Annotated in this window: 13 protein-coding genes and 2 tRNA genes; 7 read left to right on the plus strand and 8 right to left on the minus strand. The window is 58.7% G+C overall.

The window, feature by feature from the left end:
• Positions 1 to 116: 116 nt before the first annotated feature.
• Together FBY10_RS22625 and FBY10_RS22630 are read left to right on the plus strand one after the other, a co-directional pair.
• A complete protein-coding gene (locus tag FBY10_RS22625; protein ID WP_145337969.1) occupies positions 117 to 1,049 on the plus strand; it encodes a GntR family transcriptional regulator in 933 nt (310 codons plus the stop codon).
• Positions 1,050 to 1,145: 96 nt separating this feature from the next.
• A complete protein-coding gene (locus FBY10_RS22630) occupies positions 1,146 to 2,429 on the plus strand; it encodes a glycosyltransferase (protein WP_145337970.1) in 1,284 nt (427 codons plus the stop codon).
• 34 nt (positions 2,430 to 2,463) lie between these two features.
• Here FBY10_RS22630 and FBY10_RS22635 read toward each other — a convergent pair whose 3' ends face one another.
• Positions 2,464 to 2,823 (minus strand): cupin domain-containing protein, encoded by a 360-nt coding sequence (locus tag FBY10_RS22635; protein WP_256663577.1) that lies wholly within the window; start codon positions 2,821 to 2,823, stop codon positions 2,464 to 2,466.
• Between the two features lie 18 nt (positions 2,824 to 2,841).
• Complete coding sequence (locus FBY10_RS22640; protein WP_145337974.1) at positions 2,842 to 4,239, minus strand: FAD-binding oxidoreductase; 1,398 nt, start codon at positions 4,237 to 4,239, stop codon at positions 2,842 to 2,844.
• Between the two features lie 158 nt (positions 4,240 to 4,397).
• Here FBY10_RS22640 and FBY10_RS22645 point away from each other — a divergent pair, with 158 nt between their 5' ends.
• Positions 4,398 to 5,207: a nuclear transport factor 2 family protein gene (locus FBY10_RS22645; RefSeq protein ID WP_145337976.1), complete on the plus strand. Its 810-nt coding sequence runs from the start codon at positions 4,398 to 4,400 to the stop codon at positions 5,205 to 5,207.
• A gap of 818 nt (positions 5,208 to 6,025) precedes the next feature.
• Here FBY10_RS22645 and FBY10_RS22650 read toward each other — a convergent pair.
• From FBY10_RS22650 to FBY10_RS22660, 3 genes are all read right to left on the minus strand, one after another.
• A complete protein-coding gene (locus tag FBY10_RS22650) occupies positions 6,026 to 7,354 on the minus strand; it encodes an integrase arm-type DNA-binding domain-containing protein (protein WP_145337978.1) in 1,329 nt (442 codons plus the stop codon).
• A gap of 233 nt (positions 7,355 to 7,587) precedes the next feature.
• Positions 7,588 to 7,664 (minus strand) — tRNA-Asp (locus tag FBY10_RS22655).
• 19 nt (positions 7,665 to 7,683) lie between these two features.
• Positions 7,684 to 7,759 (minus strand) — tRNA-Val (locus FBY10_RS22660).
• 159 nt (positions 7,760 to 7,918) lie between these two features.
• On the opposite strand from FBY10_RS22660, the gene rdgC reads away from it, so the two are divergent.
• From rdgC to sugE, 3 genes are all read left to right on the plus strand, one after another.
• The gene (gene rdgC, locus FBY10_RS22665) at positions 7,919 to 8,839 is read left to right on the plus strand and encodes a recombination-associated protein RdgC (protein ID WP_027607105.1); all 921 of its coding nucleotides are present in this window, start codon (positions 7,919 to 7,921) and stop codon (positions 8,837 to 8,839) included.
• Between the two features lie 90 nt (positions 8,840 to 8,929).
• Positions 8,930 to 9,895, plus strand: a complete 966-nt coding sequence (locus FBY10_RS22670; RefSeq protein ID WP_131699168.1) for a bile acid:sodium symporter family protein — start codon at positions 8,930 to 8,932, stop codon at positions 9,893 to 9,895.
• Positions 9,896 to 10,002: 107 nt separating this feature from the next.
• Positions 10,003 to 10,317 carry a quaternary ammonium compound efflux SMR transporter SugE gene (gene sugE, locus FBY10_RS22675; RefSeq protein ID WP_131699167.1) on the plus strand — a complete coding sequence of 105 codons (315 nt, stop codon included), beginning with the start codon at positions 10,003 to 10,005 and terminating at the stop codon, positions 10,315 to 10,317.
• A 102-nt stretch (positions 10,318 to 10,419) separates the two neighbouring features.
• Here sugE and FBY10_RS22680 read toward each other — a convergent pair whose 3' ends face one another.
• From FBY10_RS22680 to FBY10_RS22690, 3 genes are all read right to left on the minus strand, one after another.
• Positions 10,420 to 12,294 carry an MFS transporter gene (locus FBY10_RS22680; RefSeq protein ID WP_145337980.1) on the minus strand — a complete coding sequence of 625 codons (1,875 nt, stop codon included), beginning with the start codon at positions 12,292 to 12,294 and terminating at the stop codon, positions 10,420 to 10,422.
• A gap of 57 nt (positions 12,295 to 12,351) precedes the next feature.
• Entirely contained in the window at positions 12,352 to 13,500 is a 1,149-nt protein-coding gene (locus FBY10_RS22685) for a TDT family transporter (RefSeq protein WP_145337982.1), read from the minus strand.
• A gap of 88 nt (positions 13,501 to 13,588) precedes the next feature.
• A complete protein-coding gene (locus FBY10_RS22690) occupies positions 13,589 to 14,788 on the minus strand; it encodes an MFS transporter (protein WP_131699164.1) in 1,200 nt (399 codons plus the stop codon).
• A 90-nt stretch (positions 14,789 to 14,878) separates the two neighbouring features.
• On the opposite strand from FBY10_RS22690, the gene FBY10_RS22695 reads away from it, so the two are divergent.
• Positions 14,879 to 15,418, plus strand: a complete 540-nt coding sequence (locus FBY10_RS22695) for a TetR/AcrR family transcriptional regulator (protein WP_131699163.1) — start codon at positions 14,879 to 14,881, stop codon at positions 15,416 to 15,418.
• The last annotated feature ends 42 nt before the right edge of the window (positions 15,419 to 15,460 follow it).

A 15,460-nucleotide genomic window follows, 5' to 3' on the forward strand; every position in this document is an offset into this window, starting at 1 on the left:
TTAGAAATTAGGACCAGCATGATTGGATGTCAACGTTTTTTTTGCGCCTGACCGTTTTTGCGATGCATGGCATAAGATGAGCACCGGAGTCGATGCGACCAAAAGAGATCAGACGCTTGAGCACAACACCCGAGAAAAAACCTCGCACCAATCACCTGGAACTCGCCCGCCGGATTCTGGAGCACACCCAGGAAACCGGACTGGTGGCCGGCGATCCAGTGGCCGAGCAAGCGCTGGCGCGAACATTCCAGGTGTCACGCACACTGATTCGTGGCGCACTTAAAGTGCTGCTGGAAGAGAACCTGCTGAGTCATGAGGCCGGCAAAGGCTATCGACTGATCGCACCGCCAACTGGCCAGGCGTTCAATGCAGCATTGCCACAAGCCGAGGAAGAAGAGCTGGCGACCTCGGTGCTGCGCGACCGCATGGCCGGACGCCTCGGGGACAGCATCAGCATCAGCGAATTGATGCGCCGTTACGACATCGGCCGGCCGGCCGCTCAAAAAGCCCTGCAACAACTGAGTGAAAGCCAGGCCATCGAGCGCGGCCCCGGCCAGTCCTGGCTGTTCCGCCCCTCACTGAACAGCCTCGCCGCCCTCGAAGAAAGCCTCAAATTCCGCCTGATTCTGGAGCCGGAAGCTCTGCTCAGCCCGCATTTCAATGCCGACCCGCAACGCCTGGCGCTGCTGCGTAGCGCCATGCAAACCCTTCTCTCAAGCCCGGTAGAAAATTTCGACATTCAGCAATTTCGCGAGCTGGACATAAGCTTCCATGAACTGATTGGCCAGAGCTGCGGCAATCGTTTTATCGGTGACGCCCTGCTCCAGCATCAGAGCCTTCGACGCCTGCCGAACCTGCTGCCGACCGTCAGCGTGCACCGCCTCCAGGAAGCCCTGCGCGAACATCTGCAAATCATTGCGCACATCGAACGCGGACAGCTGGAGATCGCCGCCGACCTGCTGCGACTGCACCTGCGCCTGAGTGCCGCCCAGCGCCCGCAAACTGCCAACCGCGGCATCCCGCAGGGCCAGTTGTTCGGGCTTCGCTGAACAGCTCAAAAAACATGATGATTTTTTTTATAAAATAAGACAGCATCACGTCATCTTCAGGCACGGCGGGCTGTACCCGCCTCGGACGTCCTCGCCATGCACACACAAAAACTGATCGCATTGTTTCCGGAAGCCAGTTTCGGCGCGGCCTTGAACTGTATTGGCATTGCCCAATCGCTGCGTGAGCTGGGAGCAAAACCGGTCTTTATCTGCCACGAACATTTTCAGGGACTCTTCGCCGAATATGGCTTCGACGAGTACCCGATTCCACAAGCCCGTCCATTGTCGGCAGCGGAACACCAGCATTACTGGGAACGTTTTATTGAGCGCAACATTCCCTACTTCGACCAGACTCCGCTGGCACAGATCGACAGCTATGTAGCGCCAGCCTGGAAAGCCATTATAGATACCGCGATTGAAGCGGAAAAACCGCTGCAACAGTTGCTCGGGCGCCTTAAACCGGACGTCATCGTCCTCGACAACGTGGTCATGTTCCCCGCCATCGCCAACGCGGGATGCCCGTGGGTGCGGATGGTTTCCTGCGCTGAAACCGAACTGCCGGATGCCGCCGTGCCGCCGTATTTGTCAGGCTGCCTGGCCAGCGACGCGGATGCCCGCGAACGTTTTACCGAGCATTACCGCAAATCCGTCGCGCCGGCCCATGAACGCTTTTCGCAGTTTCTCGCGAGCAACGGCACGGCGCCCTGCCCACCCGGCCAGTTCCTCAACGATTCACCGTGGCTCAACCTGTTGCTGTCGCCGACGCCGGTGCGTTATGAACGCCAGTCACCGCTGAACCCACAGCGCTATGTGTACCTCGACGGTTGCGTACGCCGCGAGGCGCCTTACATCGTTCCCGACTTCCCACGACACAACGACGCGCCGCTGATCTACATCAGCTTCGGCAGCCTCGGTGCCGCCGACACCGACATGATGAAGCGCCTGATCGGGACCATCGAAACCTTGCCCTATCGCTTTCTCATCAACGTTGGCGCCTATCGGGAGATGTACACCACAGTCCCGGACAACGTGTATCTGGACAGCTGGTTTCCACAGCCGGCCGTGCTCAAGGAGTGCCAGTTGTTCATCCACCACGGTGGTAACAACAGTTTCTGCGAAGCGCTGTACTTCGGCTTGCCGTCACTGATCATTCCTTACTGCTGGGACGGTCACGACAATGCCGCACGCGCCGAGGAAGTCGGCGTCGGCCGCTACTTGCCGCGTTTTGCCGAGCCACTGTCCGCGCTACCCGCCGCCCTCGAACAACTGCTGGCCGATCAGTCGATGAAACAGCGCCTCGAAACGTTCAGCAAGAATATGCAGGCGACTCGTGGCACGGACATTGCTGCGCGAGCAATCATGGCGCTACCTGACGCCTAGCGGTTTCAACGCATTTGATCTCTGCCGCTCACCCTCAACCCCTGAGGATCATGAACACCTTGCGCACCCGCGTCAGGTTTTCCCAAGTGCCTTTGAAGCCGGCGGCGACCACAAACGTGGCGCCGGCCTTGAACTCCTGGCTGACACCATTGCTGTCGGTCAGACGAACGTGTCCTTCGAGCAAATGACAGAGTTCGTCGTAGTCGCATTCACATCGCTCGAGGTGCTCCGGTGCCTCCCAGATTCCTGCGACCGCTTTTTTCTCCGGCGCCACAAAGTGCCGCCAGCTACGACTGCGATACGGGGTGTCGACCGCTTCGGGGTCACTGGTTTCCAACTCGACGACGGGCATATCGGGGTTGGCAAAATCGATGATGTGATCAGGTTTACTCATGGTCATTCTCACTCCAGTTCAAGAATCAAAACCGATACCCAGCGCATCAAACCCTTTGAGCAGCCAGTCGCGGTGCCCGGTAAGGTCTTCGCGGGCCAGTGAGCGCTGCGCCAGCGACACGCCCACATAACGCAGGGGCTCGGGTGGAAACGGAAAAGGTGCCGTCGAGGTCATTGCCAGTTTCGTGCGCTCGGTCGATTTGCCCTCGAGCAAATCAAGCATGGTCAACGCCGCGAAACGACTGGCGGACACGCCCTGCCCCGTGAACCCTTGGGCGTAGGCAATGCAGCCGTCAGACGAAGTGCCGCAGAACATTGTGGTGCGCGCGGAGGTATCGATGATGCCGCCCCAGGCATGACTGAACATGACGTCCGCCAAGACAGGGAAGGCCAACTGAAATTGCCGTGCCAGTGTCGCGAAGCTGTCGGGACGTTGCGTCAACGCCTCATCGCGCCGGCTCCCGAAGTGATAGATGGCGTCGTAACCACCCCAGAGGATGCGGTTGTCTTCGGTCTTGCGCAGGTAGTGAAACTGATTGCCACTGTCAGCAATCCCGTAGCGGCCGACCCAACCGATTGCGCGCAGCTGAGCATCGTCGAGCGGCTGAGTCGCTAATGCGTAGTCATAAATGGGAATGACCTTGGACTTCAGTTCCCCCAGCAACGGCGGCGCGATGTTGGTGCCGAGTGCGACTTTGGCTGCTTTTACAGTGCCTAGTCCGGTTTCCAGTACCTGATGACTGCCGTCGTGATGCAGCGCGGTTACCGGAGAATGTTCGAACAGCTGCACGCCTTGCGCCAGGCACACGCGTCGAAGCTCTGAAACCATCTTAACCGGGTTCAGCAACGCATAATTGGGCTCAAAAACGCCCGCAACATAGGCCGGTGAGTCGAGGTGTGACTTGAGAGCCTCGCCATCCAGAAATTCACAGGCGATGCCAAAGCGCTCGTAGTTACGCTGCATCGACCTTAGCCCTTCCACCTGCCAGGACTGACTCGCGACATTCAATTTTCCGCAGCGCTCAAACGCTACGTCCATGCCATAGCGCTGCAGATCCTCCTCAAATGCCACCAGGTTTTCCCTGCCCAGTCGAACCAGTTGCTCCGCCTCCTTGGGCCAACGTTTCAGCGCATTGGAAACACCGTGGGAAATACTTGGCGCGCAGAACCCGCCATTACGACCGCTGGCTTCGCCACCGCACTGTCCGGCTTCAAGCACAACGATGGTTGCTTCAGGCCAGCGCTGACGCGCCATCAGCGCAGTCCATAGCCCGACAAATCCGCCGCCCACAATCGCAATATCACAGGTCACTTCACCCGTGAGCCTTGGCGCGGCAGTCGCAGGCGTTTGTGCTTCCTGCCAGACAGGATAAGGCCGAGCGTCCGCCAGGGACTGGTTCGCGATGTGAAGTGTCATGCGCTCATGCTCCGTAAAATTCCTGGGCTGACGCTAAAGCAATAACCGACGTTTTCACAGGCACAACGGGCAGGTAAACATCGCAGCGGACACGGGCGGAAAAGTGCGGCTTCTGGAATACTCTGGACTTTGCCCTGTTCTGCACCCTGGAGCTCGTTGTGGAAGTACCTGATTTACCCACCACCCCAACCTTCCCGGCGGATCCTTCGAGCACACAGACTCATGAAGTTGTGGTGCGTTATCACGAGGCATGGAAGCGGCGCGACCTGGACTCCGTGATGGCTCTCTATCACCCAGCCATCGAGTACAACGATTTTTTCCAGAACCGGACCATCGACTACTCGCAATTGCGCGACTATCTCGCGGCAAGCATGCCGGTGGGATCAGAAGAGTTTCAGATTTACACCGATCGCTTGCGCATCGATGGCGACACCGCGTTCTTGCAGTACCGAGTGACGCTCAATGGCAGCGAGGGTCTTGTTTCATTCCGCACTGTTGAAGCGCTGTCGGTACGGGACGGGCTGATCATTAAAGTCAACGAACACGCGATGCTGGTCAATCATGCCCCAACGTTAACCCGCCAGGCCTATAGCGCTGAGGCCGTCAATCGTTTGGGATTATCAGCCCGTCAGGTCGGGGCGCTTGCCAATGATTTGCAGCAGTACTTCGAGCAGACCAAGCCCTATCTCGATCCACGCCTGGACCTGTCTCAGGTTGCGGCATCGACTGGCTACACACGCAACCAGATCTCGTTTTTTCTCAATCAGGTTCGGGGGCAAACGTTTTATACGCTGCTCAATCAGCTGCGCCTGGATGAGGCCCTTTCACGTTTGAATGCGCAACACCACGCCTCGCGCATTGATGAAATTGCCAGCGCCTCAGGCTTTAACTCGCTGTCCACTTTCTACCGTTGCTTCAAGCAAAAAACAGGGTGTTCGCCGAAGGCCTATTTGCAGCAACTTACTTAGGCTAGGACCAAATGTGAGTTCGCAGCGGATGTGGCACCGGCCAGGACCTTGCAAGAAATCCCGAGCTGACCGCTAGAAGCCGCTGCCGGCGGATCTTTCGTGGGGTCAGCGGAACTCAATCGGTGCCAACTACCTGCAAAATGATTTGTCACCAAAACAGCAAGAAGTCGGGTGAATTTGCGGTCTGTTTGGCACTGCGGTTTGGGCCCAAAAACGCCGAATTTGGAGGTATGAGTCAGGCTCTTGGACGCGATGGTTTGATTCCAAATCGGCCCTTGGCCTTGGGATCAAAACGCTCGGCCAGCGACTAGAGACTTTCGCAGATCTGGCGATTGCCCACCCTTCCCTCCCCGCACACTGTTCCGTTTCCCTAGCGCACAATCGGAAGTCTGGCCTAAAGGTGCTTTCGCCGCTTCCGTTTGTATTCAAAGGCACGGCCCGCTTGACGAGCAGCCGGTTTCACTGATTAGGGATGCTGACCTTTAAGAACGAAGAATCGGAACTGAGCTTCCAGGGTTTAGCGCCGCGCAGCGGGTGAGGAAAAACGGCCTAATCGGCCGTAAAACAGGGCGTTTGGCAAGGCTATCTAACATGCGAAAAAGCGGAGAAAGGAAGAGAAATATCAGACAGGATTGGTGCCAATGGCAGCGCGAAAAAGGGCCAAAAGCGGCGCGAACTCACACTGAGTCTCGCAGAGCTACCAAGGTCCAAGATATCTGTGGGAGCAATTTTGCAGGCATGAAAAAGCCCAACCTGAAAAAATTGGGCTAAGCAATTGGAAGATATGGTCGGGTCGGAGTGATTCGAACACTCGCCTCCTAGCACCCCATACTATAGCTAACAGATTCCTGCTGCGCGTTCAGAAAATCCATTGAGCGTAGGCCGCCCTGCGCCATGTATGCTTCAGGGTTAGGCGGCGAAACCCCACTCTCTAGCGCATCTAATAAGTCCGCCCAATATTGCATCATCCTACGCCTCGGCTCGACGTATTCGGCATGATTATATGCAGCGCGAATTTTGTTGGCATCCGCATGGGAAAGCTGCGCCTCAATCCACTCTTCTACAAAGCCCACCTCGTTGAGCGCCGTTGAGATGGTGGCCCTGATGCCATGCCCAGTGAGCCTTCCTTTGTAACCCATGCGGCTGATCGCGGTGTTAAGGGTATTTTCACTGATCATTTCCTGCGGTTCGTATCGGTGTACCAGCAGATACCGCGCACCGCGCGCCCTTAACTGCATTAGCCGCTGCACAATTGCAATTGCTTGGGTAGACAGTGGAATTACATAAGGTGGGATCTCATTCCTCTGGGTTCGAACACGACTCCGGAGTTGCTTGACACCCTCCGGCGGCACCAGCCAGATCCCCTTGTCGAGGTCGAATTGGTCTGGCGTCGCCGCCCGTAGCTCTCCTGTACGCACCCCTGTCAACAGCAATAGACGGATACCAAGCCGTGTCGCTTCTGCACACCCATAGTTGGTTACGGTCCTGAGCAGTCCTGGAAGTTCATTTACCTGGAGGAAAGGATTATGGCGAACTGGCCGCGGCGTCTCAGCAACGATATCAAGATCTGCTGCTGGGTTCACATCAACGAGCCCTTCCGCTATGGCAAAACGGAAAATCTGGTTGAGCCAGGTGCGCACCTTTCGAGCAGAGACCAGCGCCGCTCTGCGCTCAATTCGCCTAATGAGCTCCAGCACGTCACCACGAGAAATATCTGAGATCGGAAGATCGCCCAAACACGGCAGCATGTCCTTCTTCAGGTATTTACTCGCTTGCCCTGCACTGCCCTTCTTACTTTTCGTCAGCTTTTTACTTCGGAACTCATGCCAGCGACCAGCAACCGCTTCAAACGTGTTGTTGGCGGCGTGAGAGGCTTTTTGGCGCTCGGCGCGACGATGTGAGCGGGGATCGATATTGTTGGCCACCAGCGCACGTGCAGCCTCTCTCCGCTGGCGAGCCTCCTTGAGACTGACGTCGGGATAGATGCCAAGGGAAATACGCAATTGCTTGTCATTCCAATAGAAACGGAAATGCCAGCGCTTCGAACCCGTCGTGGGAACTTGCAGAGATAAGCCATCCCCATCAGTTAACGTATAAGGCTTGCTGGCGGGCTTGGCTTGCTTTATCGCTGTATCTGTCAGAGCCATCAGACACCTCCTTTTGCATCAAGGAGAGGAATACAACCCAGCGGTAGACGAACCAATACGAAAATTGATGCGCAAGGAATCGTAAAAGGCTGTGCCAGCGGTGTACTTAAATGTGTACTTAAAAACCGTGGCTGGAGATGGATTCCAGTGGAATTCAGAAAACGAAAAAAGCGGCTCAAGGCCGCTATCTCCGTGGCTTCCAGGCGTTCAGTGGGCCTTAGTGGAAGCAAATATGGCGCAGCGGACGGGACTCGAACCCGCGACCCCCGGCGTGACAGGCCGGTATTCTAACCGACTGAACTACCGCTGCGCGTAACACTTGAAGCGAATGGTGGGTGATGACGGGATCGAACCGCCGACCCTCTGCTTGTAAGGCAGATGCTCTCCCAGCTGAGCTAATCACCCTTCGTCTCGGTGTGGCGCGCATTCTACGGAGCGACCTTGGGTCTGGCAAGCACTTTCTTAAATCTTTTTTTTGAGGCCTTCCAATGGCTTAGGCAGGGTTGGCCTGAGGCGCTATCAAGAGAATAATGCCCCCCTTTGTATAAAGGAGAGACTCACCCCATGTGGTTCAAGAACCTGCTTATCTATCGCCTGACCCAAGATCTGCCTGTTGATGCCGAGGCGTTGGAAGCGGCCATGGCCACCAAACTGGCGCGCCCTTGTGCAAGCCAGGAGTTGACCACTTACGGTTTCGTCGCGCCTTTCGGTAAAGGCGAGGACGCTCCCCTGGTTCACGTCAGCGGTGACTTCCTGCTGATCGCCGCCCGCAAGGAAGAACGCATCCTGCCAGGTAGCGTGGTGCGTGATGCACTCAAAGAGAAAGTCGAAGAGATCGAAGCTGAGCAAATGCGCAAGGTCTATAAAAAGGAACGCGACCAGATCAAGGATGAAATCATCCAGGCCTTCCTACCCCGCGCCTTTATTCGTCGTTCGTCGACCTTTGCCGCCATCGCGCCGAAACAGGGCCTGATCCTGGTGAACTCGGCCAGCCCGAAACGCGCCGAAGACCTGCTCTCCACCCTGCGTGAAGTGATCGGCACCCTGCCGGTTCGCCCACTCACCGTGAAAACCGCGCCAACCGCCATCATGACCGACTGGGTCACCACCCAGAAACCGGCCGATGATTTCTTCGTCCTCGACGAATGCGAACTGCGCGACACCCACGAAGACGGCGGCATTGTGCGTTGCAAGCGTCAGGACCTGACCGGCGAAGAAATCCAGTTGCACCTGACCACCGGCAAAGTCGTGACCCAATTGTCCCTGGCCTGGCAGGACAAGCTGTCCTTCATGCTCGACGACAAGATGACCGTCAAGCGCCTGAAGTTCGAAGACCTGCTGCAAGACCAGGCAGAACAGGACGGTGGTGAAGAGGCGCTGGGCCAACTGGACGCCAGCTTTACCCTGATGATGCTGACCTTCGGCGACTTCCTGCCAGCGTTGATCGAAGCCCTCGGCGGCGAAGAAACCCCACAGGGCATTTAAGCCATGTGAAGATCAAAATGTGGGAGGGCTTGCCCTCTCCCACTTTTGACTGCATTTGCACTTCCAGAATCTAACAACAAGGACGCCCCCATGCGCGCACTCGCCGCCTTGAGCCGCTTCGTCGGCAATACCTTCGCCTACTGGGTGTTGATCTTCGCCGTCGTCGCGTTCTTCGAACCCAGCTGGTTCATCGGCCTGAAAAGCGCCATCGTCCCGCTGCTGGGCCTGGTGATGTTCGGCATGGGGCTGACCCTCAAACTTGAAGACTTCGCCGAAGTCGCTCGCCACCCGTGGCGTGTGGCCCTGGGTGTAGTCGCGCATTTTGTGATCATGCCTGGGGTGGCCTGGCTGCTGTGCCAGGCCTTTCACCTGCCGCCGGAAATTGCCGTCGGCGTGATCCTGGTCGGTTGCTGCCCAAGCGGCACCTCCTCCAACGTGATGACCTGGCTGGCCCGTGGCGACCTGGCGCTGTCGGTGGCCATCGCCGCCGTCACCACCCTCCTCGCCCCGCTGCTCACCCCGGCACTGATCTGGCTGTTGGCATCGGCCTGGTTGCCGGTGTCGTTCATGGAGTTGTTCTGGTCGATCCTGCAAGTGGTGCTGCTGCCGATCGTGCTCGGCGTGGTCGCGCAACGCCTGCTCGGCGAGCGGGTCCGCCACGCGGTGGACGTGCTGCCCCTGGTGTCGGTGGTCAGCATCGTGATCATCGTCGCTGCAGTAGTGGCGGCCAGCCAGGCGAAAATCGCCGAGTCGGGCCTGCTGATCATGGCCGTGGTGATGCTGCACAACAGCTTTGGCTACTTGCTGGGCTACTTCACCGGCCGCTTGTTCAAGTTGCCATTGGCCCAACGCAAGTCGTTGGCGCTGGAAGTAGGCATGCAGAACTCAGGGCTGGGTGCCGCGTTGGCCAGCGCGCACTTTTCACCGTTGGCGGCAGTGCCCAGTGCGTTGTTCAGTGTCTGGCACAATATTTCCGGGGCACTGCTGTCGACGTATTTCCGTCGCATGAGCGAGAAGGAAGACCGCCGCGTATTGGAGAACACGCCGCAAACTTGATCGAATGATCAATTTTCGGCACTCTACCGAGCTTCGCGGGGACGACCTCGCGACGCTGTCGAGGCGCACAACCCGGGGACGACCCCGCCTGAAAAAGCGAGGTCATCATGTCCTGGATCATTCTGTTTTTTGCCGGCCTGTTCGAAGTCGGCTGGGCCGTCGGCTTGAAGTACACCGACGGTTTCAGCAAGCCACTGCCCACTGTCCTGACGATTGCCGCCATGGCCATCAGCCTCGGCCTGCTGGGACTGGCCATGAAAGAACTGCCCCTGGGCACCGCCTATGCCATCTGGACCGGCGTGGGTGCCGTGGGCACCGTGATCGCCGGGATTGTCCTGTTCGGGGAGTCCATGGCGCTGTTTCGGTTGGCCAGTGTGGCGTTGATCATTTGCGGGCTTGTTGGGCTTAAGATCAGCGCTTAGGCCGCTACCGCCATCGGGGGCAAGCCCCCTCCCACATTTGACCGAGCTGTCTAGTGTGGAAGGAAGCTTGCCCCCGATGAGGCCAGTACATCCAGCACAGAACTACCTGACACTCCCCCGCAAAACACCAACCACCGCCTGCAACTGCGCAGGCGTAGCCGCGTCCACAGCAACAGGCTCGCCCGCCACCAACACCACCCGCGACCAGATTCGATGAAGGAAGCCCTTGTTCGGATCGCGGCTGAAGAAACTCCCCCACAACCCCTGCAACGCCATCGGAATCACCGGCACCGGCGTCTCTTCCAGAATGCGCGTCACGCCACCGCGGAACTCGTTCATCTCGCCATCACTGGTCAGCTTGCCTTCCGGGAAGATGCACACCAACTCCCCGTCCTTCAGGTATTGGGCAATGCGCGTGAAGGCCTTTTCGTAGATCTGAATATCTTCGTTGCGCCCGGCAATCGGAATCGCCCCGGCGGTGCGGAAGATAAAGTTCAGCACCGGCAACCGGTAGATCTTGTAGTACATGACAAAACGAATCGGCCGACGCACCGCGCCACCAATCAACAGTGCATCGACAAACGAAACGTGGTTGCACACCAGCAAGGCTGCGCCTTCGTCCGGAATCAGGTCGAGGTTGCGATGCTCCACGCGGTACATGGAGTGGCTGAGCAGCCAGATCATGAAGCGCATGGTGAACTCGGGGACGATCCGGAAGATGTAGGTGTTGACGGCGATGTTGAGCAGCGAGACCACCAGGAACAGCTCAGGGATCGACAACTTGGCCACGCTCAGCAGCAGGATCGACACAATCGCCGACACCACCATGAACAGCGCGTTGAGAATGTTGTTGGCGGCGATCACACGCGCCCGCTCGTTCTCGGCGGTACGCGACTGGATCAGCGCGTACAGAGGCACGATATAGAAACCGCCGAACACACCCAGGCCAAGGATATCGAACAACACCCACCAGGCTTGGCCATAGCTGAGCACCGCGAGCCAACCATTCGCTTGAACGTTCTGTGGAAAGCCGCCGGAATGCCACCACAGCAGCAGGCCGAACACCGTCAGGCCGAACGAGCCAAACGGCACCAGGCCGATTTCCACCTTACGCCCGGAGAGTTTTTCGCAGAGCATCGAGCCCAGGGCGATGCCCACCGAGAACACCGTGAGGATCAGGGTGACCACGGTTTCATCGCCGTACAACCACTCCTTGGCGTAGGCCGGGATCTGTGTCAGGTAGATCGCGCCGACAAACCAGAACCATGAGTTGCCAACAATCGAGCGCGACACCGCCGGCGTCTGTCCCAGGCCCATGCGCAGCGTGGCCCAGGACTGCGTGAAGATATTCCAATCCAGGCGCAGCTGCGGCGTCGATGCCGCCGCCCGTGGAATACTGCGGCTGGCCAGGTACCCCAGCACTGCCACGCCGACAATCGCCACCGCCACGATCGGCGCGTAATGGGTGGACGACATCATGATTCCGGCGCCAATGGTGCCGGCGAGGATGGCCAGGAACGTGCCCATCTCCACCAAGCCGTTGCCACCTACCAGCTCGTCTTCGTGCAGGGCCTGGGGCATGATCGAGTACTTCACCGGACCGAACAGTGCCGAGTGGGTACCCATGGCAAACAACGCCAGCAGCATCAATTCCAAATGGTTGAACAGGAAGCCCGTGGCACCGACGGCCATGATCACGATCTCGCCGATCTTGATCGCGCGGATCAACGCATCCTTGTTGAATTTTTCGCCAAACTGCCCGGCCAGCGCCGAGAACAGGAAGAACGGCAGGATAAACAGCAAGGCGCACAGGTTGACCCAAATGGTGCGGTCACCGTCGATGGTGAGCTTGTAGAGAATCGCCAGGATCAGCGATTGCTTGAAGATGTTGTCGTTGAAAGCGCCCAGCAACTGGGTGATGAAAAACGGCAGGAAGCGCCGTGTGCGCAGCAAGGTGAATTGTGAGGGGTGGCTCATCGTCCGTGTTCCTGCGTGGCCTAATAGTTATCAGGCCACGACTTTACCTAACTCCGCCTACTTATTCCCTAGTCCTGCAATGCACGGCGAAACAAAAAGCTCACCTTTATAGGCGCCCTGCACAGTGCGCTTGGCCACGATCAGCCACATCAGCGCCAACGCCGCCACCAGCACGCTACCAAACACATTAAAGAAACCCAGATGCAACAGGCTCGCCAGCTTCAGCGTGGCCAGGGCGTAAACGCCCAACGGGAAGGTAAAGCCCCACCAGCCCAGGTTGAACGGAATACCGCCGCGCAGGTAACGCAGGGTGATCAATACCGCGATCAGCATCCACCATAAGCCGAAGCCCCACAGGGTGATACCTGCAACCAGGCCGAGACCATTGGCCATTTCCCCCACGCCAGGCAAGCCATTGGCGGCAAAGATCGCTGGTGCATCGCCGCCCAGCAACAACATGCCCAGGGCACCGGTACCGATCGGACCCAGCGCCAGCCAGCTCGACGCGGCCATATTGGCATGGGGCAGTTTGTGCAGGGCCATGCGCAACATCAGGATCGTCAGGATGCTGAACGCCACCGGCAGCGAAAACGCCCACAGCACGTAGCTGGTCACCAGCATCACCAGTTGCGAGTGAGCGTCCGCCAGGTGCGGCGCGAGCAAGCCACCGCTGGCTGCCGCAACTTCTGCTGCAACCACCGGCAGCAGCCACACGGCGGTCATCTGGTCGATGCTGTGTTCCTGGCGGGTGAACATCATGAAGGGGATGAGCACACCGCAGGCCAGGGCCATCGCCACATCCAGCCACCACAGGGCTTCGGCCAGCGGGATCACATCGCCCCCCCAGCGCGGCAGGCCAAACAGCAGCAAGCCATTGAGAATGGTCGCCAGGCCCATGGGAATGGTGCCGAAGAACATAGAGACCGTGGAGTGCCCGAAGATCCGCCGCGCCTCGTGGAAAAACATCAACCAACGCGCGGCATACAAGGCACTGAACAGGATAAACAGGCCGATGGTGAACCACCACAGCCCTTCGGCAATGGCATGCAAACCTGGCAGGTTGACCGGCCATTGCGCCAGGGCCAACGCCAGTACACCGGTGCCCATGGTCGCGGCGAACCAGTTGGGGGTGAACTGACGAATCACTTCCCGAGGGCGGGTCAGGTGACTGAAGGGTTTGTAACTGATGGTCGTCGAGCAGGTCATGATGGCAATCCTCTTCCTCGCATGAGGTTGAGACCATGGTAGAACCTGATCGAATATCTATATAACGGGTAATATCTCTAACTGTTATCTACTTTGCAGATATACAGGCCACCTTGGACTTTGCCGAATCCTGCAGCAGCAAAGCGACCAACGCCCCCAGGGCCAGCAGGATGAGAACTGCGCCGTACCCGTCGGTGGTGGCAATCAGGCCAAAGCTGCGAATCAGGTTGCCCGCCAGCAGCGAAGGCAAGCAAAACGCCAAATAACTCAGCACATAGAATGCCGACATCAAGCCTGCCCGTTCATGGGGCAAGGCCAGTGGCACCACACTGCGCAAAGCGCCGAGAAAGCCGGCGCCGAAGCCGCTGCCGGCGATCAACGTGGCGATAAAAAACAGCGGCAGGCTGGCGCTGTGCACTGCCGTGAGGATCAGCGCCACCCCCACAGCCAACAGCGTCGCGCCCAGGCGCAGGACCTTACTGGCCGGGCGGTTGCGCAGGGTGAAGATCATCAGCGCCCCGCTCAACGTCAGCACCGCCACCAGGCCGCCACCGATAAGGTTCGACGTAGAGCCTGTGGCCGCTCGCACCAGCGACGGCGCCAGGGACAAGTAAAAGCCCCCCATCGCCCACACCGCCACGTCCACCGGCAGCGACAACCACAACGCTCGACGCGCCTGGGGCGGCACATGCAGCGTTGGGCGCAGCGATGCCACTGCACCGGGAATGCGATCAACGGTTTCCGGCAGGCGCCATACATACAGCGCCTGCACCAGCATCAGCGCCAGCAGCGTCCAGTAGATCAACTGCGTCGGCAGCGGCGCGAACTCCGCCAGCACACTGCTGCCCATCGCACCGCACGCCATGCCCAGCAGAGGCGCCACACTGTTGACCAGCGGGCCCTGTTGGCGGTCGGTGTCGAGCAATGCCGCGCCCAGCACCGCCGTGGCCATGCCGGTGGCAAACCCTTGCACGGTACGCGCGGCGATCAGCCAAGCCACGCTGCCTTCATTGATGAACAGCAGCATCGCTAGCATATTCAGGACCAACGCAGTAAAAATCACTGGCTTGCGTCCCAGGTGGTCCGACAGCGAGCCCACGGTCAACAGCGCCGCCAACAGGCTCAAGGCGTACACGCCAAAGATCAACGTGAGCATGCCTGCCGAAAAATGCAGCCCCTCCTGATACAGGTGATACAACGGTGTCGGCGCACTGGAAGCCGCGAGAAACGTCAGCAACGTGACCGCGAGGAACACCAGGCTGGACCGATGAGAAGTGAGGCTAGACATGGGCACGCTCCGCTAAAGCTAATATTTTGCTTTTGCGGAGTGTGCTACCCGCCAGCGCTTAAAGCAAATTCTTTGTGTTAAGGTCGCCGCATGGCGATAAAAGAAGGCCTCCGCCCGGGGGGCCGCAGTGCCCGGGTACAAGAATCGGTCCATTCGGCCGTACGTGATTTGCTCGACGCCCATGAGCGCTCCAGTGTCACGGTGCCGATGATTGCCGCGCGCGCAGGCGTCACGCCCTCGACCATCTACCGGCGCTGGGGCGACCTCTCGGTGCTGCTCGCGGATGTGGCCCTGGCGCGGATGCGCCCCGACAGCGAACCCGCCAACACCGGCAGCCTGCGTGGCGACTTACGGGCGTGGGCCGAGCAATATCTGGATGAGATGAGTTCGGAGCCGGGCCGCAACATGATGCGCGATCTGCAATGCAGCGTGACGCCGGGCTACTGCGTGAGCATCTTGAGTGGGCAGTTTCAGGCGATTGTCGATCGTTATCCGGACCAGGCACCACCGAGCGTGGACCACTTGATCAATCTGCTCGCGGCGCCGACGGTGTTTCGTATTCTGTTCTCAACCGAGCCACTGCAAGTTGAAGAACTGCACGCGCTGATCGAGCTGGCACTGAAGGCCTGAAGACCTGACACAAAACCAAATGTGGGAGGGGGCTTGCTCCCG

It is taken from the genome of Pseudomonas sp. SJZ103 (genome assembly GCF_007828335.1).
Classification (GTDB): Bacteria; Pseudomonadota; Gammaproteobacteria; order Pseudomonadales; family Pseudomonadaceae; genus Aquipseudomonas.